General features: G+C 69.9%; 25 protein-coding genes and 1 pseudogene. 9 read left to right on the top strand and 17 right to left on the bottom strand.

Translation table 11 applies throughout. From position 1 onward, the window contains the following. Positions 1-121 precede the first annotated feature (121 nt). The gene (msrA, locus tag FJ251_00500; protein MBM4116222.1) at positions 122-661 is read left to right on the top strand and encodes a peptide-methionine (S)-S-oxide reductase MsrA; all 540 of its coding nucleotides are present in this window, start codon (positions 122-124) and stop codon (positions 659-661) included. 108 nt (positions 662-769) lie between these two features. On the opposite strand, the gene FJ251_00495 is transcribed toward msrA, so the two are convergent. From FJ251_00495 to FJ251_00470, 6 genes and pseudogenes are all read right to left on the bottom strand, one after another. Further along, complete coding sequence (locus FJ251_00495) at positions 770-3,193, bottom strand: leucine--tRNA ligase (GenBank protein ID MBM4116221.1); 2,424 nt, start codon at positions 3,191-3,193, stop codon at positions 770-772. 114 nt (positions 3,194-3,307) lie between these two features. Continuing rightward, on the bottom strand, positions 3,308-4,825 hold the full coding sequence (locus FJ251_00490) for a hypothetical protein (protein MBM4116220.1): 1,518 nt from the start codon (positions 4,823-4,825) through the stop codon (positions 3,308-3,310). A 316-nt stretch (positions 4,826-5,141) separates the two neighbouring features. Further along, a complete protein-coding gene (locus tag FJ251_00485) occupies positions 5,142-6,086 on the bottom strand; it encodes an FAD:protein FMN transferase (protein MBM4116219.1) in 945 nt (314 codons plus the stop codon). Positions 6,087-6,094: 8 nt separating this feature from the next. Beyond that, positions 6,095-7,492: a DUF3570 domain-containing protein gene (locus FJ251_00480; protein MBM4116218.1), complete on the bottom strand. Its 1,398-nt coding sequence runs from the start codon at positions 7,490-7,492 to the stop codon at positions 6,095-6,097. Beyond that, positions 7,371-7,604, bottom strand: a complete 234-nt coding sequence (locus FJ251_00475) for a DUF4266 domain-containing protein (GenBank protein MBM4116217.1) — start codon at positions 7,602-7,604, stop codon at positions 7,371-7,373. Before FJ251_00475 ends, FJ251_00480 begins: the two co-directional genes overlap by 122 nt. Positions 7,605-8,130: 526 nt before the next feature. Then, positions 8,131-8,799, bottom strand: a pseudogene (locus FJ251_00470) (A/G-specific adenine glycosylase). A 62-nt stretch (positions 8,800-8,861) separates the two neighbouring features. Here FJ251_00470 and FJ251_00465 point away from each other — a divergent pair. Then, a complete protein-coding gene (locus FJ251_00465) occupies positions 8,862-9,446 on the top strand; it encodes a MogA/MoaB family molybdenum cofactor biosynthesis protein (GenBank protein MBM4116216.1) in 585 nt (194 codons plus the stop codon). A gap of 209 nt (positions 9,447-9,655) precedes the next feature. On the opposite strand, the gene FJ251_00460 is transcribed toward FJ251_00465, so the two are convergent. The 4 genes from FJ251_00460 to FJ251_00445 form a co-directional block, all read right to left on the bottom strand. Next, on the bottom strand, positions 9,656-10,102 hold the full coding sequence (locus FJ251_00460; protein ID MBM4116215.1) for an Rrf2 family transcriptional regulator: 447 nt from the start codon (positions 10,100-10,102) through the stop codon (positions 9,656-9,658). 118 nt (positions 10,103-10,220) lie between these two features. Further along, positions 10,221-11,417 (bottom strand): hypothetical protein, encoded by a 1,197-nt coding sequence (locus tag FJ251_00455; GenBank protein MBM4116214.1) that lies wholly within the window; start codon positions 11,415-11,417, stop codon positions 10,221-10,223. A 3-nt stretch (positions 11,418-11,420) separates the two neighbouring features. Beyond that, on the bottom strand, positions 11,421-11,588 hold the full coding sequence (locus FJ251_00450; protein MBM4116213.1) for a SelT/SelW/SelH family protein: 168 nt from the start codon (positions 11,586-11,588) through the stop codon (positions 11,421-11,423). A 143-nt stretch (positions 11,589-11,731) separates the two neighbouring features. Next, positions 11,732-13,891: a copper-translocating P-type ATPase gene (locus tag FJ251_00445; protein ID MBM4116212.1), complete on the bottom strand. Its 2,160-nt coding sequence runs from the start codon at positions 13,889-13,891 to the stop codon at positions 11,732-11,734. A gap of 124 nt (positions 13,892-14,015) precedes the next feature. Between FJ251_00445 and FJ251_00440 the strand changes: the two genes are divergently transcribed. The 7 genes from FJ251_00440 to FJ251_00410 all read left to right on the top strand — a co-directional run bounded on the left by FJ251_00440 (position 14,016) and on the right by FJ251_00410 (position 21,363). Next, positions 14,016-14,249 (top strand): hypothetical protein, encoded by a 234-nt coding sequence (locus FJ251_00440; protein ID MBM4116211.1) that lies wholly within the window; start codon positions 14,016-14,018, stop codon positions 14,247-14,249. A gap of 155 nt (positions 14,250-14,404) precedes the next feature. Then, positions 14,405-15,493, top strand: a complete 1,089-nt coding sequence (locus tag FJ251_00435) for a ParA family protein (protein MBM4116210.1) — start codon at positions 14,405-14,407, stop codon at positions 15,491-15,493. Between the two features lie 221 nt (positions 15,494-15,714). After that, on the top strand, positions 15,715-15,957 hold the full coding sequence (locus FJ251_00430; protein MBM4116209.1) for a 4Fe-4S dicluster domain-containing protein: 243 nt from the start codon (positions 15,715-15,717) through the stop codon (positions 15,955-15,957). 13 nt (positions 15,958-15,970) lie between these two features. Continuing rightward, positions 15,971-17,032, top strand: coding sequence for a 3-methyl-2-oxobutanoate dehydrogenase subunit VorB (gene vorB, locus FJ251_00425; GenBank protein MBM4116208.1), 1,062 nt, complete (start codon positions 15,971-15,973; stop codon positions 17,030-17,032). Between the two features lie 10 nt (positions 17,033-17,042). After that, the gene (locus FJ251_00420) at positions 17,043-18,467 is read left to right on the top strand and encodes a 2-ketoisovalerate ferredoxin oxidoreductase (protein MBM4116207.1); all 1,425 of its coding nucleotides are present in this window, start codon (positions 17,043-17,045) and stop codon (positions 18,465-18,467) included. Positions 18,468-18,487: 20 nt separating this feature from the next. Continuing rightward, positions 18,488-20,557 carry a (Fe-S)-binding protein gene (locus FJ251_00415; GenBank protein ID MBM4116206.1) on the top strand — a complete coding sequence of 690 codons (2,070 nt, stop codon included), beginning with the start codon at positions 18,488-18,490 and terminating at the stop codon, positions 20,555-20,557. Continuing rightward, positions 20,554-21,363: a hypothetical protein gene (locus FJ251_00410; protein ID MBM4116205.1), complete on the top strand. Its 810-nt coding sequence runs from the start codon at positions 20,554-20,556 to the stop codon at positions 21,361-21,363. The genes FJ251_00415 and FJ251_00410 overlap by 4 nt, the downstream gene beginning before the upstream one ends. A 33-nt stretch (positions 21,364-21,396) precedes the next feature. Here FJ251_00410 and FJ251_00405 read toward each other — a convergent pair whose 3' ends face one another. From FJ251_00405 to FJ251_00375, 7 genes are all read right to left on the bottom strand, one after another. Beyond that, the gene (locus FJ251_00405) at positions 21,397-21,609 is read right to left on the bottom strand and encodes a type II toxin-antitoxin system HicB family antitoxin (protein MBM4116204.1); all 213 of its coding nucleotides are present in this window, start codon (positions 21,607-21,609) and stop codon (positions 21,397-21,399) included. After that, the gene (locus FJ251_00400; protein MBM4116203.1) at positions 21,606-21,794 is read right to left on the bottom strand and encodes a type II toxin-antitoxin system HicA family toxin; all 189 of its coding nucleotides are present in this window, start codon (positions 21,792-21,794) and stop codon (positions 21,606-21,608) included. The genes FJ251_00405 and FJ251_00400 overlap by 4 nt, the downstream gene beginning before the upstream one ends. A 280-nt stretch (positions 21,795-22,074) precedes the next feature. Then, positions 22,075-22,728, bottom strand: a complete 654-nt coding sequence (locus FJ251_00395) for a hypothetical protein (GenBank protein MBM4116202.1) — start codon at positions 22,726-22,728, stop codon at positions 22,075-22,077. A 29-nt stretch (positions 22,729-22,757) separates the two neighbouring features. Then, the gene (locus tag FJ251_00390; GenBank protein ID MBM4116201.1) at positions 22,758-23,351 is read right to left on the bottom strand and encodes a DUF1287 domain-containing protein; all 594 of its coding nucleotides are present in this window, start codon (positions 23,349-23,351) and stop codon (positions 22,758-22,760) included. Continuing rightward, entirely contained in the window at positions 23,351-23,602 is a 252-nt protein-coding gene (locus FJ251_00385; protein ID MBM4116200.1) for a hypothetical protein, read from the bottom strand. Before FJ251_00385 ends, FJ251_00390 begins: the two co-directional genes overlap by 1 nt. Before the next feature lie 25 nt (positions 23,603-23,627). Next, complete coding sequence (locus FJ251_00380) at positions 23,628-24,131, bottom strand: hypothetical protein (protein MBM4116199.1); 504 nt, start codon at positions 24,129-24,131, stop codon at positions 23,628-23,630. Between the two features lie 14 nt (positions 24,132-24,145). Beyond that, entirely contained in the window at positions 24,146-24,367 is a 222-nt protein-coding gene (locus tag FJ251_00375; GenBank protein MBM4116198.1) for a hypothetical protein, read from the bottom strand. Between the last annotated feature and the right edge of the window lie 27 nt (positions 24,368-24,394).

The raw sequence follows: 24,394 nt of genomic DNA, 5'->3' as shown, positions 1-24,394 counted from the left end.
CAGTACTGGACCGGTCCCCAGGACGGCCCGGCCCCAACCCCGGAGCTGAGCTATGATCCGCCCCCTCACTCTCGCCCTCGCCGTCCTCACGGCGCTGGCGCCCCGCACAGGAGCCGATACAATGAACGCTAAGACCGAGACCGCCGTCCTCGGCGGCGGCTGCTTCTGGTGCCTGGAAGCCGTTTTCGAGCAGGTGCAAGGCGTCCAGGCGGCCGTCTCCGGTTACGCCGGCGGTAGCGTGGCTACTCCGAACTACAAGCTCGTCTGCACGGGGACGACCGGCCACGCCGAGGTTGTGCAGGTCACCTTCGACCCGGCCGTCATCAGCTACGCGGACTTGCTCGAGATCTTCTTCGCCATCCACGATCCGACGACGAAGGACCGGCAGGGCGAGGACGTCGGCACGCAGTACCGCTCGATCATCCTCACGATGAGCGAGGAACAACGACGGCAGGCCGAGGCGGCACTGGCGGCCCTGAACGAGTCGGGCGAGTGGGGCCAGCCCGCGGTGACGCAGATCGAGCCGCTGACCGTGTTCTATCCCGCCGAGGACTATCACCAGGAGTACTTCGCGGAGAACGGCGAGCAGGGCTACTGCCGGCTGGTCATCGCGCCCAAGCTGGAGAAGTTCCGCGCGAAGTTCCGCGAGCGCCTGAAGTAGTCCCCGCCTAGCGGCTGAGGACCAGCTTCCGCACCGCTCGCGGCGCGCGCGCGAGGCGGCCTTGTCGGCCAGCCACTCCTCGATCGTGTCCCCGCCGCCGGCGAATGCCTACTTCACCACCACGTTGAGCAGCTTGCCCGGCACGTAGACGGCCTTCACGATCTGCTTGCCCGCCAGCCAGGGCGCGAGCTGCGCGCTGGCGAAGGCAATCGCCTTCACCTGCTCCTCGCTCGCGTCGGCCGGCAGCTCGTGGCGATCGCGCACCTTGCCGTTCACCTGCACGACGACCGTCACCGTCGCCACGCCGAGGTAGGCCGGATCGTGCTCCGGCCAGGGCGCGAGCGCGATCGGCTCCGCGTGCCCGAGCCGCTCCCAGATCTCCTCCGCCAGGTGCGGCGCGTAGGGCGCGAGCAGGCGCAGGAAGGCCTCGAGCGCGGGGCGCGGGCGCTCCGTGCGCGGCGTCATCTCGTTGACGAAGATCATCATCTGGCTGATCGCGGTGTTGAAGTGCAGGCCATCGGTCATCGTGGTGACCTCGGCGATCGTGCGGTGCAGCAGGCGCAGCGTCTCCGCGTCGGCCGGCGCGTCCGTGAGCGCAGAGTGCAGGCGGTCTTCCTCGTCGAAGAAGAGCCGCCAGACGCGCGAGAGGAAGCGGTGGATGCCCTCGATGCCCTGCGTGTTCCAGGGCTTGTCCCGCTCCAGAGGCCCGAGGAACATCAGGAAGAGGCGCAGCGAATCGGCACCGTGCTCGCGGATCACGTCGTCGGGGTTGACGACGTTGCCGCGGCTCTTGCTCATCTTCTCGCCGTCCTCGCCGAGGATCATGCCCTGGTTGCGCAGGCTCATGAAGGGCTCCGTCGTCGAGACGAGGCCGAGGTCGAAGAGCACCTTGTGCCAGAAGCGCGCATAGAGCAGGTGCAGCACGGCGTGCTCGGCGCCGCCGACGTAGAGGTCCACCGGCATCCAGTAGCGCTCGGCCTCGGGCGACCAGGCCGCCGCGCCGTTGTGTGGATCGAGGAAGCGCAGGTAGTACCAGCAGGAGCCCGCCCACTGCGGCATCGTGTTGCTCTCGCGCCGCGCGGGACGTCCCGTGCGAAAATCGGCGGTCTCGATCCACTCGCGAATCGCCGCCAGCGGGCTCTCCCCCGTGCCGGCGGGCTTGTAGGACTCCACTTCGGGCAGCAAGACGGGCAGCTCGTCCGGGGCGAGCACGCGCAGGCTGCCGTCCTCCAGGTGCAGCAGCGGGAAGGGCTCGCCCCAGTAGCGCTGGCGGCTGAAGAGCCAGTCGCGCAGCTTGTACTGCACGGTCGCCTTGCCCTTGCCCTCGGCCTCGAGCCAGGCCGTCATCCTCGCCTTGGCCGGGCCGATCGTCAGCCCATCGAGGAAGCCGCTGTTCACGGCCGGGCCTTCGCCCGTGTAGGCCTGGCCCGCCCAGCCCGCCGGTGGCTGCACCGTGCGCAGGATCGGCAGGTCGAAGGTCTCGGCGAACTCCCAGTCGCGCTCGTCCTGGCCGGGCACGGCCATGATGGCGCCGGTGCCGTAGCCCATCAGCACGTAGTCCGCCACCCAGATCGGGATGCGCTGGCCGCTGGCCGGATTCACCGCATGGGCGCCCGTGAAGACGCCGGTCTTCTCCTTGGCCATGCCGCGATCGAGCTCGCTCTTGCGCGCGGCCGCCTCGCAGTAGGCCGTCACGGCGGCGCGCTGGGCCGCGGTCGTCAGCGGGCCGACCAGGGGATGCTCGGGCGCGAGCACCATGTAGGTGGCGCCGAAGAGCGTGTCCGGCCGCGTCGTGAAGACGCGCAGCGTCAAGGGCGGCGCGGCGTCCGCCACCGCGAAGTCCACCTCGGCGCCCTCGCTGCGGCCGATCCAGTTGCGCTGCAGCTCCTTGATGCTCTCCGGCCAGTCCAGACCCTCGAGGTCGGCGAGCAGGCGCTCTGCGTAGGCCGTGATGCGCAGCATCCACTGGCGCATCGGCCGGCGGATCACCGGATGGCCGCCGATCTCGCTCTTGCCGTCGATGACCTCTTCGTTTGCCAGCACGGTGCCGAGCGCGGGGCACCAGTTCACCGCCACCTCGGCCTCGTAGGCCAGCCCGCGCTCGTAGAGCTTCGTGAAAATCCACTGCGTCCACTTGTAGTAGGCGGGCTGCGTGGTGTCGATCTCGCGCTCCCAGTCGAAGCTGAAGCCGAACAGCTTGAGCTGGCGCCGGAAGTTGGCGATGTTGCGGTCCGTGGTCGTCCGCGGGTGCGTGCCCGTCTTGATCGCGTAGTTCTCGGCCGGCAGGCCAAAGGCGTCCCAACCCATCGGATGCAGCACGTTGAAGCCGCGCATCCGCCAGAAGCGGGCCATGATGTCGGAGGCGGTGTAGCCCTCGGGATGGCCGACGTGCAGGCCGTCGCCGCTCGGGTAGGGATACATGTCGAGCACGTAGCGCTTGGGGCGCGTGGGATCGAGCGCAGCGCGGAAGGTCTTGCGCTCTTCCCAGAGCCGCTGCCACTTGGGCTCGATGCGTATGGGATCGTAGGGCATCGGTCGTCCTTGCCGGTGCGGTCGGCGGGCCGGGCCGCCGGGGCCCGGAATAGGCGGCGTTATAATGCAAGCCGCGCCTTGACGCAAGCGCCCGGCGTCCCGTGCGCGCCGGTCTCAGCGCAGGCGAAGCAGGCGACAGACAGCGCCTGTCTTGCCGCCGTCGAGCCGCGCAAGGTAAAGGCCCGCGGGCAGCGCACGGCCCGCGCTGTCGCGCCCGTCCCAGAGGAGGTTGCCGGCCGCGGCCTCGGCCACGAGGCTCCGCTGGAGGCGGCCTTGGAGATCGTAGATGCCCACCCGCGCCGCCTGCCCCTGCGGCAAGGCGAAGTCGAGACGCACACGCTCGCCGAAGGGATTGGGATGGGCGCTCAAGGCCGGCGCGGCGGTGGAGACCGGATCCGCCGCCGAGGGCGAGATGGCCGCCGTCACCGCGGCATAGGCGTCCAGGCGGCCGTAGCCGAAGCTGTGGTCGTAGCCGGCGGCGCCGAGATCGGCGGCGCTGCCATTCAAGGCGCCGATGAGCTGGGCAGGACCCAGGTCGGCGTTCCCCTGCAGCATCAGCGCCGCCGTTGCGCTCACGTGGGGCGCCGCCATCGACGTGCCGCTCCAGGCGGTGTAGCCGCCGCCGGGCAGCGAGGACAGCACGGAGGCGCCGGGCGCCGAGAGGTCCGGCTTGCGGCCGTCAGCCGGAAAGGCCCAGCCCGCCGGGGCGGGTCCCCGCGAGCTGAAGGTCCAGATGAGATCGCTGCTCGTCGTGGCGCCCACGCCGAGGGTGTTGTCGTAGTTGCCGGGCGGATGCGTGGTGGCCGCATTGGGCCCGCTGTTGCCCAGGCAGAAGACGGGCAGGATGCCGGCGGCCCGCCAGACGGCCACCGTCGCGTGGTAGCCGTCGTAAGTCTGGCTGAAGAAGTACCAGCTGTTGTTCACGATCTGGGGGAAGTCATCGCTGTCCGGATCGCCGTCGGGATCGAGGATCCACTGCGCGCCCGCGATCACGATGCTCGTGCTGCCGAAGCTGTTGTCCTCGTCCAGCACCTTGACCGCGATGAACTGCGCGCCGGGCGCCGTGCCGATGTCGGTGGTGAAGGGGCCGAGGCCGTCGCCGCCGACCATCGTGCCGATCGTGTGGGTGCCGTGGCCGTGGTCGTCGTAGGGGGACGGCTGGCCGTTCACGAGATCGAGCCAGGAGTTGTCGCCGCCGCGCCACTTGCCGGCCAGGGCCGGATGGCCAATGTCCACGCCCGTGTCCATGGAGCCCAGCACGATGCCGCTGCCGTCCAGGCCGTGGGCGCTCCAGACCTCCGGCGCCCGGATGATCACCTGGCTCCAGACCGGCGTGCGCCCGCCCTCAGCGGGCAGGGCGAACTCGCCCACTACCGGCTCGTCGTAGTCGAGCCGTGCCAGGCCGGGAAGCGCACGCAGAGCCTCGATTTGTGCCGGCGTGGCCCGCAGGGCGATACAGTTGTCGATCCAGAAGGGTCTCGCCCCGACCGCCAGGCCGCGATCGGCGAGGGCGGCGAGCAGGGGCGCCTGGCTCTGGGCGGCCAGCGCCTGCAGATCGCGAATGAGCTGGCCGGCCGCGTCGCGCCCCGTGTAGGGCCGCAGGTCGAGCTGTGCCTCCAGGTGCAGGATCACGGGCAGGGTCGCGCCGGCCGGCGCCTGGGCCAGGCGTTCGCGCAGGCCCGGGTGCAGTTCGCCCGCGGGCAGCGCAGTGGGGACCAGCACGGTGAACAGGCCGAGGCAGGCGGCAAGTCGCGGTCTCATCGGGCATCCTTTCGCGAGCGGCGGCAGCCGAGGCTCAGCTGGCGTTCCAAGCTTAGCAGGACCAGCTGCTCGCTGTCGAGGCTGCCACAGGCGAGGCGCGGTGGGTCGCCGCCGTCGCCTTCGGCCTGGGCGCCGCCCGCGCCTCGCCGAGGGGGTACCGTGGCTCTCCTCGCCCGGCCGGCGCGGCCTAGGCCACGATCCAGTGGCGATGGCCCTGAGCCGCGAGATAGGCCGCGGCGCGTCGGCCATGCAGCAGGGCGAGCGTCGCGTGGAGGCCGGCCTCGAGGCAACTCGGCGCGGCGACGCTCACCGAGCGCGGCGCGCCGCTCACCGGCCAACCGGTATGCGGGTTGAGCACGTGCGCGTAGCGGCGGCCGCGGTGGAGCAGGAACCGACGGCTATCGCCGCTGGTCGCGAGCGCACCGCGGCGCAGATCCAGACGCAGGAGCGGCGTCTCGGGCCGCGCGGGGTCCTCGAGCGCGACGCGCCAGGGCCGCTCGCCGGCCCGCGGTCCGCTCACGCGCAGGTCGCCCCCGAAGTTGACGAGGCAGGGCGCCGCCGTGCAGGCTCCGATCAGGGCCAGGCAGCGATCGACCGCGTACTCCTTGCCGAGACCGCCGAGATCGATCTCCATCCCGGCCGGCAGCGTGAGCGTGGGTGGCTCCCAGCGCAGCTTCTCCCAGCCCACGAGGGGCAGCAGCGCTTTCACCTGGGCCCGCGGGGGCAGTCGACCCTCGCCATCGAAGCGCCAGACCCGGCGCAGCACGCCGGCCGTGACATCGAAGAGCCCCCCGCTCAACTCGTGGCAGCGGGCGGCAAGGTCGAGCAGCCCGGCGGTTTCCGCATCCACGGCGATCGGCGCGCCGCCTGCCGCGTTGATCCGCGAGACGGCGCTGTCCGCCCGGTAGCGGCTGTACTTGGCTTCGATGCGCCAGGCTTCCGCCGCTGCCGCGCGCCCGAGGGCCGTCGCCTCCTCCCCGTCGGCCAGCGCGAGCTGGATCTCGCAGGGGCCGGCCATCGCCGCGAAACGCAGGATCCAGACGCCATCGCCGCGCTCGCCAGTGAGCGCCGCGGCCGCCGGCGCCTCCCCCGGCGCGGGGCTGGGAGACGACGACTCCCTGTGCTCCCTCATGGCCGACCTCAGGGCGTGAAGTCGAAGCGGTAGGCCAGCTGGATCATGAAGGCCTCGAGGTCGGGGAAGAGGTCCTGCCGGCGGAGCTGGCCGATGGCGTCGGCGGGATGGTCCTCGCCACCCTGCCGGTAGAGTTCACCGCGCAGGCTGAGCTCGTGGCCGCTCGCGAGCCGGTGCCGCAGCTTGAGACCGTAGGTCCAGGCCGTGAGGGCGGCCAGGCGCGGGTCGGCGGAGGCGTCGGCCGGCAGCACCTCGCCGTCGACCAGGCTGTGCCGATAGAAATCGGCCGCCGTCTGCGTGTACCACCGCAACTGCGGCTCGATGCCCAGCGCTTCCCAGGCGCGCAGGTGGTAGTGCAGCTCGGCGGTCTGGGAACGGATGCCCCAATCGTCCCAGAGGTAGCGGTACGAGAGATCGAGGATGTCCCGGCCCAGGTGCCGCTTCACCCGCCCGTAGAGGCTCTGCTTGAGCCGCGTGTCGGGTCGGCCCTCGTAGAGCTGCCGCAGGGGTTCGCCCGGCGCCGTGCCCAGCCCGGACTGGACCACGCTGACGAACTTGTAGGGATCGCTCAGGTAGCCGCTCGCCCGGCACGCCGAGTAGTTGAGCTGCAGCACCGTGCTCCGGTCGACGATCTGCGTGAGCCCGAGCAGGAGGTCGGCGGTCGTCTTCAGCTCGCTGCCGCCGCCCTCGCCCTCGTCGTCCTCGCGCAGATCATCGTCCTCGCCCTCGCCGGGCGCCGCCATCTCGGTGAGGGCAGCGGGCGCCCCCCCCTGCGGCCGCACGCTGTCGAAGCCGACCGAGAGGCCGAGCGTGAGCAGGCGATTGCGCCGATCGTACTCGCGCTTGATGACGAGACTGGCGCCGCCGGAGAGGTAGTCCTGCTCGACCGAGCCGTGCACGCCGTAACTCGCGCGCGTGAGGAGCCCGTAGCGCTGCTCGAGACTGAGATCGAGCTCGCCGCGCCGGTCGCTGAAGGCGTCGTCGAGCGGCGTGGTGTTCGGCGGCGCCGTGTAGCTGCTGTTGCCCGAGGGCCGCGTGAAGGTCTGCGCCTGCGTGCTCGGCACGGCGCCGTTGGGCGAGGCGCCCGTCAGCGTGTCGAGCACGAGCTTGAGGCCGAGCGTGCGGGTCGGTGAGAGCGCGTGCGTCATCCGGATGACCGGCTCGAGCGCGGCCACGCGATCGGCCTCGCTGTAGACCATGACGGCGGTCTCGACTTCCACGGCGCGCGAGGGAGCACTGACGCCGGCGAGCGCGCAGGCCGCAGCGAGCGCGCCGCTGATCGGCCTAGTTGCAGCCACAGCCGCCACCTCCGAAGCCCTGGCCGCCGCTGGAGGCCTCCTTGCTGAAGTAGATGTGCTCGTCGAGCGCCTGGTCGATGGCGTCGTGGTCGAGCGCCATCTCGGGATCCGCGTGCAGATCGCGCTCCCAGGCCTCGGTGCCCAGGCTGCAGCCGGCCAGCGCGAGCGTGATCAGCAGCACCAGCAGCGCCGCTGGGCGCGGGGAAAGGAAGGGCCGCATCGCCGCTCCTCGCGTTCGCGGGTTGGGGGCGCCGCCAGCGGGCGGCACGCGCTCTGGATCCTAGCGGCAGGGGGGGTGGGAGCCAAACTCATTCGGATCGGAGAAGTTCCCCCTCCTCGCCGCGGGGGCCGAAGCGTCGCAGGATCTTGCGACTGAAGGCGGGTAGCCCCAGGCGGTCCAACTCCGCAGGCGCCGCCCAGCGGTACTCGACCCTTCGCTCGCCGGCGGCGAGTTCGGCGATCCCCGAGAGCACGGTCTGCTGGAGCGCGTAGCGCGTGATACCGTGACGCGCTTCGCCCAGGCGGCGCTTCTCGCGGATCCGCAGGCCGAGCGCGCGCCAGCGCTCGGCGGCGATCACGGCGCCACCCGCGACACGATAGGGCAGGTTCCAGAGCGTGCCGAGAAAGGGCCGCGCGCCGCGGGCGAGCAGCAGACGGCTGTCCTCCGCCGGGTGCCGGAAGAGCCCGACCTCCACGCGCAGCGCCTGTGCCGGCGCCGGCCGCGCCCTCTGGGGATAAGCCTCGGGCCGGCCCGCGGCCCGGGCGCAGCAGAGCGCTGCGAGCGGGCAGTCCCCGCAGCGCGGCGCGCGCGGGCGGCAGACGCGGGCGGCGAGCTCCATGACCGCCTGGTTGAGGTCACCGGGGCGCGCGCAGTCCACGAGCGCGTCGAGACGGGCCCAGAGTCTTCCCGCGAGGGGAGCGCGGCGGGGATCGCCGGCCCAGGCCTCGAGGCGCGTGAGCAGACGGATGCCGTTGCCGTCCAGCGCGGACACTCGCTGCCCGAAGGCAATGCTGGCGACGGCGCCGGCCGTGTAGCGGCCCACGCCCGGCAGCGCGACGAGCGCAGCCGGGTCCGCCGGCAGCGCGCCGCCTGTGGCCTGCAGCTGACGCGCCGCCGCCAGCAGGTTGCGCGCCCGCGAGTAGTAGCCCAGGCCGCTCCAGTGCGCGAGCAGCTCCTCCTCCTCGGCCGCAGCAAGGCTCGCGAGATCCGGAAAACGGGCGACGAAGCGCTCGAAGTAGGGAATGGCGGTCGCGACCTGCGTCTGCTGCAGCATGATCTCCGAGATCCAGACGCGGTAGGGCGTGGGTGCATCCCGCCAGGGCAGCGGCCGGCGCCCCCGGTCGAACCAGGCCAGGAGGAGGCGGCGCAGGGCGCGGTCGCGGCGGGGGAAGGACACGGGCACCTCGGCTGGCATTCGGGCGCGGTCCAGGGTATCCTCGCGGGCGGCGAGCCGCAAGTGCGGCCGGGGAGGGTGCCATGAGCAGCAGCCAGAGGCCGCCGGACGCGGCCTCCGGGCGCCAGCAGCACCGCCGCGAGGGTCCGCGGGCCCTGGGCGTGGCGCTGATCACGGTGAGCGACAGCCGCAGTGGCGCCAGCGATCACTCGGGTGCGCTCGCCGAACGCCTGCTCCTCGCGGCGGGCCACCACCTCGTCGCGCGCCATCTCGTTCCCGACGACCCGGAGCGCATCGAGGGCGCCGTGCTCGGCGCCCTCGCCACGGTGGACTGCAGCGCCGTCATCCTGACCGGCGGCACGGGCGTCAGCCCGCGCGACCGCACACCCGAGGTGCTCGCCGGACTCTGGGAGCGGGAGCTGCCGGGCTTCGGCGAATTCTTCCGGCGCCTGAGCTGGGAGGAGATCGGATCCGCGGCGATGCTCAGCCGCGCCTGCGCCGGCCTGCGCGAGGGACGCCTGCTCGTCGCGCTGCCCGGCGCGCCGGCGGCCGTGCGTCTCGGGCTCGAGCGCCTGCTCCTGCCCGAGTTGGGGCATCTCGTCGGCCAGTTGCGCCGCGTCGAGGGCGCGCAAAGGGAAGGCCGGCCCCTCGATGAGGAGCCGGCCTAGACGAGCGGGCGGAACGAAACCTGAACCCCCTCACCACTTCGAAGACCGGACTACCTGCTTACCCCTCACTGCTCACCACGGCGAACAGCCAACCAGCCCGGCAATCCTCGAAGTCCTCTCAGTCCATGCGTTCGTCCCGCCCGGCGATCTCGGGCGCCAGTATGTCACAACCGGGCCTTGTTGTCCAGAATCTACACAAAAAAAGGGGGCTACTGCAACCCCTTCTCGGCGACGATCCGGCGCTTCTCCTCGAGCTTCCCGACCATCTGTGCCAGGCTCTTGCCCTCGAGGGTCAGACGGATCTGGGCGCGGATCTTCGTCCAGTCATCGTGCAGAGGGCAGGCCGCCTCGTCACTGCAAACGTCGATGCCCAGAATGCAGATCTCGTCGTAGTTGGCGATGTGGTCGATGGGGTCGACGATGTCGTAGAGCGTGATCTCCTCCGGCTTGCGCGAGAGGCAGAAGCCCCCCCGCGGGCCGCGGTGGGAGCGCACAAGGCCCTTGCGCGAGAGGATCTGCATCGTCTTGGCCAGGAAATGGAAGGGGATGTTCTCCTTCTCGGCGACATCCTTGAGCTGGATGAGCTCGCCCGGGGGCTGCTCGGACAGATAGACCATGGCGCGAATTGCGTACTCGGCGGCCTTCGAGTAGAGCACGGATCTTCCTCCGGCTGGACAGGGTCTACGAGAAAAGGAAAAATTTGCCTTGAAGTGCTCAACTTAGCGGCTGCGCTGCCTGCTGTCAATAGGCATCGCGGGTCCGGTGGACGCCCTTTCAGACGGGCTTGATGACCAGAACGGTGAGGTCGTCTTCCCAGGGCGCGGCCCCGCCGAAGGCGCGGGCCTCGCTGACGATGCGCTCGACCGTCTCGGCCGATGACAGGTGGAAGCAGGCCCGAAACACCTCGAGGAGGCGGGTCTCGCCCCACTCCTCCTCGCCGCGCCGGCGCTCGATGAGCCCGTCCGTGAACAGGAGGAGCTGGCGGCCTGGCGTCAGGTTGCTGAAGCCGCGCTGGTAGATCGCGTCCCCCCGCGGGCCGAGGATGGGGCCGCCGATGGTCAGCCGCTCCACGGCCTGCCCGGGGCCGATGACCATCGGCTCGCAGTGGCCGGCGTTCACGTAGAGCAGGGTCCCGTTGCGCTCCAGCTCCGCATAGAACAGGCTCACGAAGCGCGTCGCCAGGCGGCTCGCGTGGATGACCTGGTTGAGCCGGCGGATCACCGCCGTGATCTTCATCTCCTTCTCGACGCCCATGCGCAGGCCGGTCACGACATCCCGCGCCTGCAGGGCCGCGGGCAGGCCGTGGCCGCTGGCGTCGCCGACGGCGATGCCCAGCGCATCGGGCGCCAGATCCATGAAGTCGTGGATGTCGCCGCCCACCTCGGTCGCCTCGGCGGCGTGCGTGCGGGCGCTGATGTCGAAACCTTCGAAGCGCGGCGGATGGCTGGGCAAGAGGCTGAGCTGGATCGCCTCCGCCTCGTTGATCTCCGCCACCATCGCCGCCTGCTTCAGGCGCAGGCTGAGGCTGTGCTGGATGGCGCCGAGCGCGAAGAGCAGGGCCTCTTCCTCGGCCTGGCTGTCGAGTCCGAAGGAGACGAGATAGCGGCCGGAGTCGAGCGCGAAGGCCGCGAAGTTGCTGACGCCAAGGCGGCGCTCCAGTGCGGGATCGTAGCCCGGGAAGTCCTCGTGGACGGCGACGATTCGTTCGCTGAGGATGGCCTGGATCGGCGGGTAGCTCGCCGGGATTGCAAAGCCCTTGAGGTCCTCGCCCAGCGGCGCCGTGCTGTGGCGCAGGTAGTAGCTGCCGTCGTGGAGCACGTAGAGCCGGCCGCTGATCGTGCCGAGGTCCTCCCGGAAGGCCTGGACGATCTGGTCGACCGCGCGCGCGAGGTCGTGGTGCGGACTGCGTTCGACGACGATGCTGCCGAGCAGCCCGTCCAGCTTGCGATAGAAGGCCTTGTTGTTGACCATCGGCTAGCGCTCGGCGGCGATCGCCGCGAAGATCTCCTCGTCCTCAGGAAAGCGCCCGAGCGCTCTCTTGGAGAACACGGTCTTCCCGTTCACCACGACCTCGAAGACGCCGCCCGCCGAACGGAGGAGTGCAGGCGTAACCCCGAAGCGCGTCTGGATCTCGGCCGCCAGCCTGGCGGCGCGGGGCTCGTAGTCTCAAACGACGCAGAACTCGATGCTGACAGTCGGCTCGGCCATGGTTCTTCTCCAGGCGGTCGGGGTTCGGGCTCCGCTGCAGGGAAACACAGGTCGGCGCCCCTGTCAACGCAGCCGCATCAGCGCCCCTTGCCGAAGCTGAAGGCGCGCAGCCGCAGGCTGTTGGAAACGACGAAGAGGCTGCTCGCCGCCATCGCGGCGGCGGCGATCATCGGGTTCAGGACGCCGAATGCGGCCAGGGGAATCGCGAGCACGTTGTAGACGAAGGCCCAGAAGAGGTTCTCGCGGATGGTGCGCAGGGTGCGCGCGGAGAGGCGGAAGGCGTCGAGCACGCGGCCGAGGTGACCGTGCACCAGTGTCACCGGCGCGCTGGCCATGGCGAGATCGCTGCCGCTCGCCAGGGCGATGCCGACCTCGGCGGCGGCGAGCGCCGGTGCGTCGTTGACGCCGTCGCCGAGCATGGCGACGCCGATGCCCTCCGGCGAGGCCTCCCGCAGGCGCCGCGCCTTCTGATCGGGGCGCAGGCCGGCGGCGAAGCGCTCGATGCCCGCCTGGGCGGCCGCGCGCCGCACCGCCTCGGGGCGATCCCCGGACAGCAGCAGCGGCTCGATGCCCAGCGCCTTGAGCTGCGCGACGAGGGCCGGCACCTCCGGCCGCAGGGCGTCCTCGAGGCCGAACGCGGCCTCGAGGCGGCCCTCGAGCGCTGCCAGCACCGGCGTCAGACCGCTCTCCTCCAGCTCGCCGAGCAGCTCGCCGGACTCGGAGAGATCGATGCCTTCGCTCTCGAGAAACCAGGGCGCGCCGACCACGAGCTGCTTGCCCGAGATCTCCGCGCGCAGGCCGCCGCCCGGGCGCGAGACCACGGCCAGGGCGAAGGCGGTCCCCTCGCTGCGCTCCCGGCAGTAGTCGCGCAGGGCCTGGGCGATGGGATGGCTGACGGCGCTCTCGGCCGCGGCGACGAAGCGCAGCAGCTGCTCCCGCGGCTCGGTGCCCACGGGCAGGAAGCGCGCCACCTGCGGCCGGCCGCGGGTGATCGTGCCCGTCTTGTCCATCGCCAGGATGCGCACGGCCTGCAAGCGCTCCAGGCTGGCGGCCTCGCGAAAGAGGATGCCGTGCCGAGCGGCGAGGCCGCTGCCGACGAGGATGGCCGTCGGTGTGGCGAGCCCGAGCGCGCAGGGACAGGCGATGATCAGCACCGCGACGCCCCGCATCAGGATCTGCACGGCCCCCAGCTCGGGCGCGATCGCGAAGTGCAGCAGCACGGTGAGCAGGGCGAGGCCGAGCACGATCGGCACGAAGATGCCGGCGACCCGGTCGGCCAGCCGCTGCACGGGCGCCTTCGAGGCCTGGGCGTCGCGCACCAGGCGGAGGATGCCGGCGAGGACGGTCTGCTCCCCCACCGCGCCGACGCGCATCTCGAAGGAGCCGTCGACGAGCAGCGTGCCCGCGGTCACCGCCTCGCCGATCTGACGGCGCACCTGGCGACTCTCCCCCGTGAGCATGGACTCGTCGAGTGCTCCCTCGCCGAGGATGACGCTGCCGTCGACCGGCACCTTGCTGCCGGCCTGCACGCGCAGGCGGTCGCCTGGGCGCACGGCGCCCGTGGGAACCTCCTCCTCGCCGCCCTCGTCGTTGACCCGGAGCGCGCGCTCGGGCAGCAGGCGCGCCAGCTCGCGCAGGGAGTCGGCGGCGCGGTCGCGGGCGCCGCCCTCCAGGCTCCGGCCGAGCAGGACGAGGGCGATGATCACCCCCGCGCTCTCGAAGTAGAGGTGGCTGGCGTGCCCGCCCTGCTGCGCGCCGAGCAGCAGGCTGGTCCAGGAGCTCAGCCAGGCGGCGCCGGTGCCGAGAGCGATCAGGGTCTCCATGGCGCTCTGCCGGTGGCGGGCGAGCTGCCAGGCGCGGCGAAAGAAGCGGCGGCCGGGCCAGGCCAGCACCACCGTGGCCAGGATCCCCTGAACGAGTCCCCAGCGCAGGTCCATGGGCCCGAACATGCCGAGGACCATGAGCAGGGCGGCGAGCGGCAGCGCCAGCCAGAGGTCGCGGCGCAGGGCGGCCGGGTCCTCGATCGCCGAGGGCGGCTCGTGGAGGAACTCGTCGTCCAGCAGGGGGTCGGCCTCGAAGCCGATCCGGTGGACGGCCTCGAGCAGCCCCAGGGCGGGCAGGTGGCCCCGTCCCTGGACCCGGGCCTCGGCCGTCGCCAGGTTGACGCTCACCTGTTCCACGCCCGGAATGCCGGCCAGCGCCTTCTCCACCTTGCCGACGCAGGAGGCGCAACTCATGCCCTTGATCCGAAACCGGAGTTCCGCCACGGCGACCTTTCGGACCGGGGGCCTTGAAGCGGCTCCCAGGCTGGACTAGAATTGTGCCCGCAACCGCATCCGATCACAAGCAGGAAGGATCCCCATGCACACCGGTTCGCGCGTCCTGATCGGTTTGCTCCTGCTGAGCCTCGCGGGGTTCGCCCTTGCCGAGGAGACCGCCGCGCCGCCCCCCGAGAGCCCGCCCCCGGCCCCTGAAGTTAATCGCGAAGCGCCGGCCGGCAATGCCGAGCCGACGCCGGACAGCGCCGCGCTGGCCACTCGCGCCACGGACGTCGCTCCGACGAGCTGGAGCAACGTGAAGGCCCTCTGGGGCTAGGCCCGCGGCACCGGCCCGAGTTTCCGGTCCCTGCAAATCCACTTGCCAGGCCCGACCCCCGCGCTTAGAGTGCGCGGGTCCGCACGCACACTGAACCTGTTCAGCAGCTCCTGCCGCTCGACGAGACCCGGAGCGTTCGCACCAGAGGAGGTCACATGGGACGGAGTGTCGCCGTTGTTTGCCCCAAGGGCGGGGTCGGCAAGACGACCATCGCGGTCAACCTGGCGGCGACCCTCGCCGAGAAGGGGAAGCGCTGCCTGCTCGTGGGCATCGACCCACAGTGCGGGATCGTCAGCTGCTTCGGCAAGAGCCGCTTCGACATCGACAACGGTCTGCTCGACTTCTTCGATCTCGAGGGCGATCCCGGCGCCGCGATCCAGCCAAGCGGAACGGCGAACCTGGACTTCATCACGAGCAACGTCTGGTCGCGCGAGGAAGAGCGCGAGCTGCAGGATGGCGCGCAGCGCTTTCCCGAGCGCCTCGCGGCGCAGGTCGAGCGACTCAAGCGCAGCTACGATTGCGTGCTGCTCGATTGCCCGCCGAACCTCGGTGCGCTCACGAGCGCCGCGCTCCAGGCTGCCGACGACTTCCTCGTGCCGCTGCAGGCCGAGGAGCTGGCCTATCGCGCCCTGCCGCGTCTCTTCGACGGGCTCGATGAGATGCGCCGCCAGGGCCGGCGCATCCCCGGCCTACTCGGCATCGTGCTCAATCTCGTCGACCCGCGCACGCGTCTGGCCGCCGATGTCGTCGCTCGCGTGCGCGAGGAGTACGCGGGTCAGGTGTTCACGACGGTCATCCCCCGCAGCGTGCGCCTGGCCGAGGTGGCCAAGCGCGGGCGACCCGTGAACCAGTTCAACCGCAGCGGCTTGGCGGCGACGGCCTTCGGCGAGTTGGCCGACGAGCTGCTCGGCGCCTTCGCCGCCGGCCAGGGCAGCCTGAAAGCGGCCGTCGTCGACGAGCTGCAGGCGCTCGGCCTGGGCAGCGCGGAGTTCTCGCTGACGCCGCCGGTGCCGGTGAAGGCGCGCGCCCTGGAGGGCGCCGCGGCCCTGGTCGGCGATCCCGATCCCGCCGAGGCCGACTGGGCGCTCGAGGCCGCACCCGAGGAGGGGTTCGAGCGCGAGGACGATGAGCGCTTCGTTTCCCTCGAAGATGTCCTCGCCGGCGAGGACGACGACGGCAGCGGCAACCACCGTCCCAGCCTCGACGACTACGACGGCGGCAGCGAGGACGACTACTACCACTAGGTCTGACCCCGGGCGGGCCGTCTGGTCTCGGCGCAAGGCGGCGATCGCAGGTCGCCGCCTTGCGCGTTTGCCGCCCCGCCCTCGCCGGGTTGACATCCCCTGAGGCCCTCACTACTTTGTGGCCGAATCGGCCGTCAGGGCCTGCATTTCCGGTATGGCCGCGGCGCCGGGCCCGCGCGACGGCGGCTTCGCCGGCAGCGAAGAAAGGCGGGCGTCCGAGCATGATCCGCATCCTCGACCAGGCCATCACTGTCGTCTCGCCCGAACACTGCAAGGGCTGCAGCCTCTGCGTGATCGCCTGTCCCCAGAGCTGCCTCGCCCTGCGCTCCAGCTTCAACAGCCGCGGCTACCACCCGGCCCACTACCTCGGCGAGGGCTGCACGGGCTGCGGCATGTGCTTCTACGCCTGCCCGGAGCCCGCCGCGATCACGGTCTACAAGAAGGGCGCCGAGTACTCGGACTGAGGGGAGGTCCGCCGTGGCCAAGGAGTTCATCAAGGGCAACGATGCCATCGTCAAGGCCGCGCTCCTCGCCGGCTGCGAGTCCTTCTACGGTTACCCGATCACGCCGGCCAGCGAGATCGCCCACGCGGCGGCCAAGTACTTCCCGCGCGTCGGGCGCACCTTCCTGCAGGCCGAGAGCGAGATCGGCTCCATCCAGATGGTCTACGGCGCCGCCGCGGCCGGCGAGCGCACGATGACCGCCTCCTCGGGCCCCGGCATGAGCCTCAAGCAGGAGGGCCTGAGCTACCTGGCCGGCAGCGAACTGCCCTGCGTCGTCGTCGACATCATGCGCGGCGGTCCGGGGCTGGGCAACATCGCCCCCGAGCAGAGCGATTACTTCCAGGCGGTCAAGGGCGGCGGACACGGCAACTACAAGCTGATCGTACTCGCCCCCAACAGCGCTCAGGAGATGTGCGACCTGACGATCAGGGCCTTCGAACTCGCGGATCGCTACCGCAACCCGGCGCTGATCCTCGCCGACGGCTACATCGGCCAGATGATGGAGCCCGTCGAGTTTCCGCCGCCGGTGAAGGGCCTGCCCGCGAAGCCCTGGGCGCTCCGGGGCGAGAAGATCAGCGACGCGAACCTGATCAACTCGATCTTCCTGGATCCGGACGAGCTGGAGAGCCACAACCGGCACTTGCAGGCGAAGTACGCGCTGATCGCCGAGCGCGAGGTGATGGTCGAGGAGTACCACACGGGCGACGCCGACTTCGTGCTCGTCGGCTACGGGATCGTCAGCCGCATCCTGCGCTCGGTGGTCGAGCGCGGGCGCGCCGACGGCCATCGCCTCGGCCTCCTGCGGCCGATCACACTCTGCCCCTATCCGAGCGTCCGCGTCGCGGAGCTGGCAGGCCGGGTGAAGGGCTTCCTGGTCTGCGAACTGTCCAACGGTCAGATGGTCGAGGACATCCGCCTCGCCGTCGAGGGGCGGGTGCCGGTGCACTTCTACGGCCGCATGGGCGGCAACGTGCCGACGGTCGAGGAGATCTACGCCGTGGTGAAGGGCCAGCTGTCCGTCACCGCCACCGCCTGAGGAGGACCTGATGGCCAAGAAGATCCTGGAGCGGCCCAAGGGCTTCTACGCGGAATTCGAGCGCAAGCCGGGCGACAAGGGCGCGACGCACTACTGCCCCGGCTGCGGCCACGGCAACATCCACAAGCTGATCGCCGAGGCCATCGAGGATCTGGAGCTCCAGGACCGGATGATCATGGTCAGCCCGGTCGGCTGCTCGGTCTTCGTCTACTACTACTTCGCCACGGGCAACATCCAGGTCGCGCACGGGCGGGCGCCGGCGGTGGCCACCGCGCTCAAGCGCGCCAACCCGCACGCGATCGTCGTCTGCTACCAGGGCGACGGCGACCTGGCGGCGATCGGCGGCAACGAGATTCTCCAGGCCGCCAACCGTGGCGAACACCTGACCGTGTTCTTCGTGAACAACGCCATCTACGGGATGACGGGCGGCCAGTTGGCGCCGACCTCGCTGCCCGGCATGAAGACGACCACCACGCCCTACGGTCGCGACATCCACAACGAGGGCCCGCCGATGAAGATGGCCGAGTTCTTGGCCAACCTGGAGGGCCCCACCTACATCGAGCGCACGGCACTCTGGGACAACAAGGCGATCTCGAACACGCGCCGGGCCATCCGCAACGCCCTGCGCTGTCAGATGGAGGGGCGCGGCTTCTCGATGGTCGAGATCCTCAGTGCCTGCCCGTCGGGCTGGAAGGTCGATCCCGCCCATCAGTCCGAGTGGATGAAGGAGAACATGGGGCCCTTCTTCCCGCTCGGCATCACGAAGGACCTGCGCGAGCAGCGCGAACCCTGGTTCCGCGAGAAGATCGCCGTCGAGGACGAAGCGCTGCTCGCGGCGCTCGACCTCGCGCTGGCCGAACCCAAGCGCCTGCCGAGCGCGCTGCGGGATCCGCGCTACGCGAACCCGAGCATCAAGCTGGCCGGCTTCGGCGGTCAGGGCATCCTCTCGGCCGGGGCGATGATCGCCAACGCCGGCATGGAGCAGGGCTTCCACACGAGCTGGATCCCGAGCTACGGCCCTGAGATGCGCGGCGGCACCGCCTACTGCTTCGTCTGCATCAACGCGGAGCCGATCGGCAGCCCTACCGTGACACACCCGGACGTGTTGATGGCCTTCAATCGGCCCAGCCTGGAGAAGTTCGCGGCGGACCTGCACCCGGGCGCGCTGCTCATGTACGACTCGACGATCATCGACGTGCCGCCCAAGCGCGGCGACATCGAAGCGCTCGCCGTGCCGGCCACGCAGATGGCCGAGGATCTCGGCAACACGCGCATGGCGAACACGATCATGGTCGGCGCCTACCTGGCGAAGTCGGGCATCCTCAGTCTGGCGGCCATGGAGCAGACGCTGCCGCTCGCGCTCAAGCGCAAGAACCTGATCGAGGCGAATGCCAAGGCGCTCGGCGTCGGCTTCGCGTTCGCGAAGGATCGCTAGCGCCGCGATAAGGAGCGCCCATGCTGCCCGGCCAGTTCCCCACGAACCTGCTCTTCGCCCTCGTCCTCGTCGCCACGCTCGCGTTCTTCGCCTGGACCCTCCGGCGGCTGGTGCGCATCCTCATGCTCGGCAAGCCCGATGCGCGCAGCGAACGCATGGACGAGCGCTGGCGGGCGATCCTCGTCTACTTCTTCGGGCAGCGGAGCGTGCTGCGCGAGCCGGCCGGGCTAGGCCACTTCTTCATCTTCTGGGGCTTCATCCTGCTCAGCCTGGGCACGCTGGAGAGCTTCATCCGCGCCTTTGCGGGCGGCTTCACCTACGAGGCCATCGTCGGGCCCGGCGCCTACGCGGTCTTCGGGCTGCTGCTGGACCTGCTCGGCCTCGCGGTGCTGGTGGCGATCGCCGTCGCGCTCGTTCGCCGCTGGGCCGTGAAACCCAAGCGCCTGGAGAGCGACGACCCCGGCACGCGGCGCGACGCGACGCTGATCCTGAGCTGGATCGCGGCGCTCGTGCTCCTCATGTGGATCGGCCGCGCAGCCGAGGCGCGCCTGGCCTGGATGGAGGGCGCGCGCGAGTGGAGCGGCGGCATGCGCCTCTCTTTCGTGAGCCAGCGGTGGGTGGGGCTGTTCCGCGCGCGCGGTGCGGAGGGGCTGGCAGCGATCATCGCGGCGAGCTGGTGGCTGCACAACCTGCTGATTCTGGGCCTTCTCGCCTACATCCCCTACAGCAAGCACCTGCACATCCTGATGGCGGCACCGAACATGATCTTCCGCCGCCTGCCCGGCGAGGCCCGCGCGCGCCTGAGCACGATCAACTTCGCCGACGAGACGCTCACCAAGTACGGCAAGGACGAGCTGGCCGACCTCACCTGGAAGCAGATGCTCGACCACTACGCCTGCACCGAGTGCGGGCGCTGCCAGAACGAGTGCCCGGCCTACGCCACGGGCAAGCCGCTCTCGCCCTACATGATGATGCACCACGTGAAGGAGCACGTGATCGCCAAGGGCGGCGCGCTGCTGGCGAGCGCCGGCGGGCCGCTGCCCGACAGTGCGCCCGCCAAGGCGAAGGCCGCCCTGGTCGGCGAGGTCTTCGCGGTGGACGCCATCTGGGCTTGCACCACCTGCGGCGCCTGCGAAGCCGCCTGCCCGGTGTTCAACGAGCACATCCAGGAGATCGTCGACTACCGCCGCAGCCTGGTGATGATGCAGGGCGCCGTCGCGCCCGAAGTGCAGCTCGCCCTCAAGAACCTGGAGACGAACAGCAACCCCTGGCAGATCCCCTACACCGAGCGTGGCGCCTGGGCCGCGGGGCTGGGCATCCCGACGCTCGCCGAAAAGCCGGACGCCGAGTACCTCTTCTACGTGGGCTGCCTGGGCAGCTTCGACGACCGGAACAAGCAGATCAGCGTCGCCTTTGCGCGGCTACTCAAGGAAGCGGGCGTGGACTTCGCGATCCTCGGCGCCGAGGAGAAGTGCTGCGGCGATCCCGCCCGGCGCATCGGCAACGAGTACCTCGGCGACATGCAGGCGCGCACGAACGTGGAGCAGTTCAAGGCGCTCGGGGTGAAGAAGGTGCTTACCGCTTGCCCGCACTGCTTCAACACGCTGGCGAGCGAGTACCCCGACTTCGGCGGCAGCTTCGAGGTGACCCATCACGCCGAGTTCCTCGCGCGCCTCGTTGTGGCCGGGCGGCTGAGGCCCGCGGCCACGCTCGCCGGCCAGAAGGTCAGCTACCACGACTCCTGCTACCTGGGCCGGCACAACGGCATCTACGACGCCCCGCGCGCCCTGCTCGAGGCGGCCGGCGCCGAGCTGGTCGAGATGCCGCGGAGCCGCGAGAAGGGCTTCTGCTGCGGCGCCGGCGGCGGCCGCATGTGGATGGAGGAGACCCTCGGCACGCGCATCAACGAGAACCGCGCTGCGGAGGCGATCGCCACCGGCGCGGCCACCGTCGCCAGCGCCTGCCCCTTCTGCTTGACGATGCTCTCGGACGGCGTCAAGGCCAAGGGGGCGGGGGAGAGTGTGGCGACGAAGGACGTGGCGGAGCTGCTGATCGCGGTCTCAGGCGTCCAAGGCAGATCGACTCAATGAAGATCGCTTGGCTGATCTCCGGAGCCCTGCTTGTTGTCGCGATCCTCGCCTATTCGTTGGCTTCAAGCGGGGAGTCGGCTGCGAACCTCGGTGAGTTCATCGCAGCTGTTACATCCGCTATCGCCGTGGTGTGGCTAATTGCTGGCATCCGCCAGCAGTCCGAGGAGATCCGGCTCCAGCGAAAGCAGATAGCGAACCAACTACAGGAGATCGCTCTGCAGAGGGTAGAGATCGAGAAGATCGGACGCTACTCTGCACTCAGCCAAGTCAATGCGCTGCTCGAGCAGTTTGCCCGCACCCTCCGCGAGCGGGGCATTCCAGACTGCAGCACCGTGGAAGAACTCCCCTCGGCCTTGACGGCAGCGATGCCCGAGCTTCGGGTAGTCCTGAATCTATCCTCGCCACCCCTGGACGTGATAGCGGCCTATGGGAGATGGGGCAGGGCAGAAGGGGCCAGCATGCAGTTCCTAGCATGTCTGAGGCTCTGCTATGGGCTCTATTGCGAGGCCCGAGGTGCAGACGCAAGTGAATCGCTAACTGACGACATTGAGCTCTTCGCCACACGAGGCGCACTACTGGATGGGATACCATTCCTCCACAACTACCGAAGCGTGGCGGAGCTGTTGGCATCGACCCTCAAAGCGGGAGATGTACATCGGCTGGTAGCGCAGATTCGCTTCCTAGAGGCCTCAGATCGGCAGTATCCCGGTGCAGTGAAGCAAGAAGGACTGGCTGATCTTAGAAGCCGATTGGAACGCCTCCGGCTGGCAAGAAGGGACGAGTCGGGACACGCCGAGGGCTCGTAGACCGGTCAGCCGAGTAAGCGCGGGCGCCAGAATCTAAGCCGGTACTTCCACATAGGTCGAGTAGCTGCGCGACGTGGGGACTCGGCAGCCTTCCTCACGCAGCCCCTCAATGTGGAACTCGACCGCTTCGCGCATGGCCTTCTCGACGCCCCGGCGAGTCGCTGCCGCTGCCACGCAGCCGGGGAGATCCGGCGAGTAGGCGGAGAATCCGCGCTCGGCCTTCTCGATCACGATCAGGAATCTCATGGCTTCAACCCCGCCTGCTTGAGGATGCTGTTCAGCGTGCCTAGTGCCACGTCCGCACTTGGCTTGCCTGCCACCGTGACCAGCCCGCGCTTGCGCGGATGACGGAACTGGCGGTGACTTCCCCGCTGACGTACGAGCTGCCATCCCTCCCGCTCCAGGAGGCGCAGGACCTCACGAACCAACATCCCAGGATCCAGCCTAGGTATGGATCGCGGGAGGCAGTGCTAGGGATTGTAGCGCCGGGGGAGCGCCGCGACAAGTGCGGTGCGAAGAGCATGCCCGGTCCGCCGCGCCGCTGCGCACAGGCTTCGAAGCTACCCCGATGGGCCTTGCCGATCGCGTGGGGTGATCCGGAGACTCAGGCTCCTGCCGCGAGGGCAACCCGCTGTTCTGGCAACGGGAGCTCCAGGATCTCAGGGGAACTGCCGCCTGCAGCACCGGCGTCACCCGCCGGCTCCAGGCGCCTCAGGGCTCGAGCCGCGCCGCCGGATCGATGAGCGGCAGCGCCGTCGTATCGGCGAAGCTGCCGTAAAGACCCCAACGACCGTGCTGCGAAAAGGAGAAGAGGGCGAGCTGGGCCTTGTCGCGCCCGAGGTGCGTCGGCAGGGGATGCGGCGACACCCGGCGATAGAGATAGCTGCAGATCAGGAAGTCGACCATTGCGACCGCGTAGCGACCGTCTCCCCCCACCGCGTCCTCACGGGCGGTTACGGCCAGCAGCTCGGCCTTCCCTTCGCTGAAGCGCATGCGCGCGCGCAGACAGAGATCACCCGTCCAACTGCGCGCAAAGTAGAGCTGCCCATCGTAGAGGTAGACGTCCCACTTATCCTCCATCGCTTCGGCCTTGAACAGGGGTCCGTCACGCGTCGGGCCGCGATGGACATAGGCCAGCGCGCAATCGGCGGTCGTTTCCGGTGCAAGCGAAGCGTCGCGATGCTCCTCGCCAAGCGCCTGGCGCTGGTCGAGGAAGCGCGTGGCGATGTCCGGATCCTGCGAGAAGGATCGCATGGTCTTGGCGAAGGGCCGACAGTCCAGCAGCTCGATCCCCAGCGGGTTCTCGCCCGCCGGTATCCAGCGCACCTGCGCCAAAGGATCTTCGCTGCTGTGGCTTCCGCGCATCCTCATCCTCCCCCTCCGCGGCAGAGGTGCTAGTCGCCGACCGCCGGCGCCTCCGGCAGATAGCGATAGTGCGCCGTGATCGGGTAGCGAAAGAGCAGGTCCTCCTCCTTCGCCCCGGCGCCGATGTTGTGGATCACCAGCGGCGTCCCATCCGGCGCCGCGCGATCGGAGACGATCCCGATGTGCGGCACGCCCGAGGGCAGCCGCCAGGTTACCAGGTCGCCGGCGGCATAGTCGGCCGCCACGCGGCTCACGGCGAGCCGCTCGCCGTGGCGCGCGAAGAAGGTCGCCAGGTTCGGCACGCGCCGGTGGTCGATGTTCGCGTCCGGCCGCGCGAGTCCCCAGAGCTTGGGGTAGGCATCCCAGGCCGCGCGCATGTCCTCGTGCACGAGCACTTGCAGGTCCACGCCGAGCCGGCGGTAGGCTCGCACGAGCACGTCCGTGCAGACGCCACGCTCGGCAGGCGGATCGCCGCCGGGGTAGTCCAGGCGCCGGTAGCTCGGATCGTAGTGCAGGGTGACGCCCACCTGCTCGCGCGCCGCTGCCGCGAGCTGCCGGCCGGCCCCTTCGGCGGCACTCGGTGCCGCGATCAGCAACAGCCCGACCAGCCAAGCGCGGAGCATCAAGCCTCGGCTCCGAAGTGCTTCCTGAAGTAGACCTCCGCGAGACGTGCACCCTCTTCCGTCAGCGCCACCGACTTGGCCTTGCTCTTCGGATCATCGATCCAACCCTTCTGAAACAGGAGGTTGGCCAAGTCCCAGTCCATCCCTTTCCAGGCGCGCGGGAATTCGGCCGGCCCATGCAGGGTCAGCCAGAGCATCCCCATCGCTACTTCGGCAAGCTTCTCTTGATCGCAGTCAGCGGGCAGTGCCATCAGAACCTCCCTTCGTCCAAGGCGCTCAGGCGTGCAGCGCCGCACTGATGGCATCGATTGGGAATACATCGGGGAGAGCGCTCATTGGCGTCCGATTCAGCCGCGCGCTCAGCTCGGCCGCGTTCTGCGGGCTCTCCAATGGCGCGAACTGGCTTCGGTGCTTGAGCAGTTGGATGTACTCATTCGCCGAGCCCAGCACGCTGCGGTTGTTCGTGGGACCCCAGGTGACCGGGTGGCAGGCCCAGCGCAGCCGCGCCACGGCTTCGGCGGGTATGCCCTCCTGTTCAAGGTTCGCCGTCAAGGCGTCGACGAAGCGCAGGGGCAGGCGCTCGAAGTCGTACTTCAGCAGCCCGAAGAGCAGCACGCAGTAGAGCGTCTGGCTGTTTGTGAAGAGCACGCACTTGCGGCGCTCCAGCCGAAAGAGATGGGCGAACCAACTGCCCAGGAAGCCATCCGCCGGATCACCAAGTTCGTCCTTGGGCAGCTTCAGCTCCGTGAGCAGTTTCTGCGTGCAGCGCAGGACGAGCATACGGCCTCTCTGGGTCAGTCCGCATCCGTGGCGGCGGGTTCGCAGTTGCTGAGGCCCTCGACGATGTGCTCCGTCAGCCAGACGCCCAGCGACTCGGCGACCTCGGCATCCAGCCCCAGGCCGCCCGTGTCGAAGCGCTGCTTGAGCGCATTCACCTGGGCGACGAGCGCCCGGTGCTGCTCGTCGCTCTCCTTCACGCCGACCGTGAGGGCATCCGTCCAAGTGAGCGGGGCCATGGGGACCTCCTTCGACGACTGCCAGTG

Source organism: bacterium (assembly GCA_016873475.1).
GTDB lineage: Bacteria > Krumholzibacteriota > Krumholzibacteriia > JACNKJ01 > JACNKJ01 > VGXI01.
Note: the sequence above shows the minus strand (reverse complement) of the source record. Positions and strands in the feature narration are given on the sequence as shown.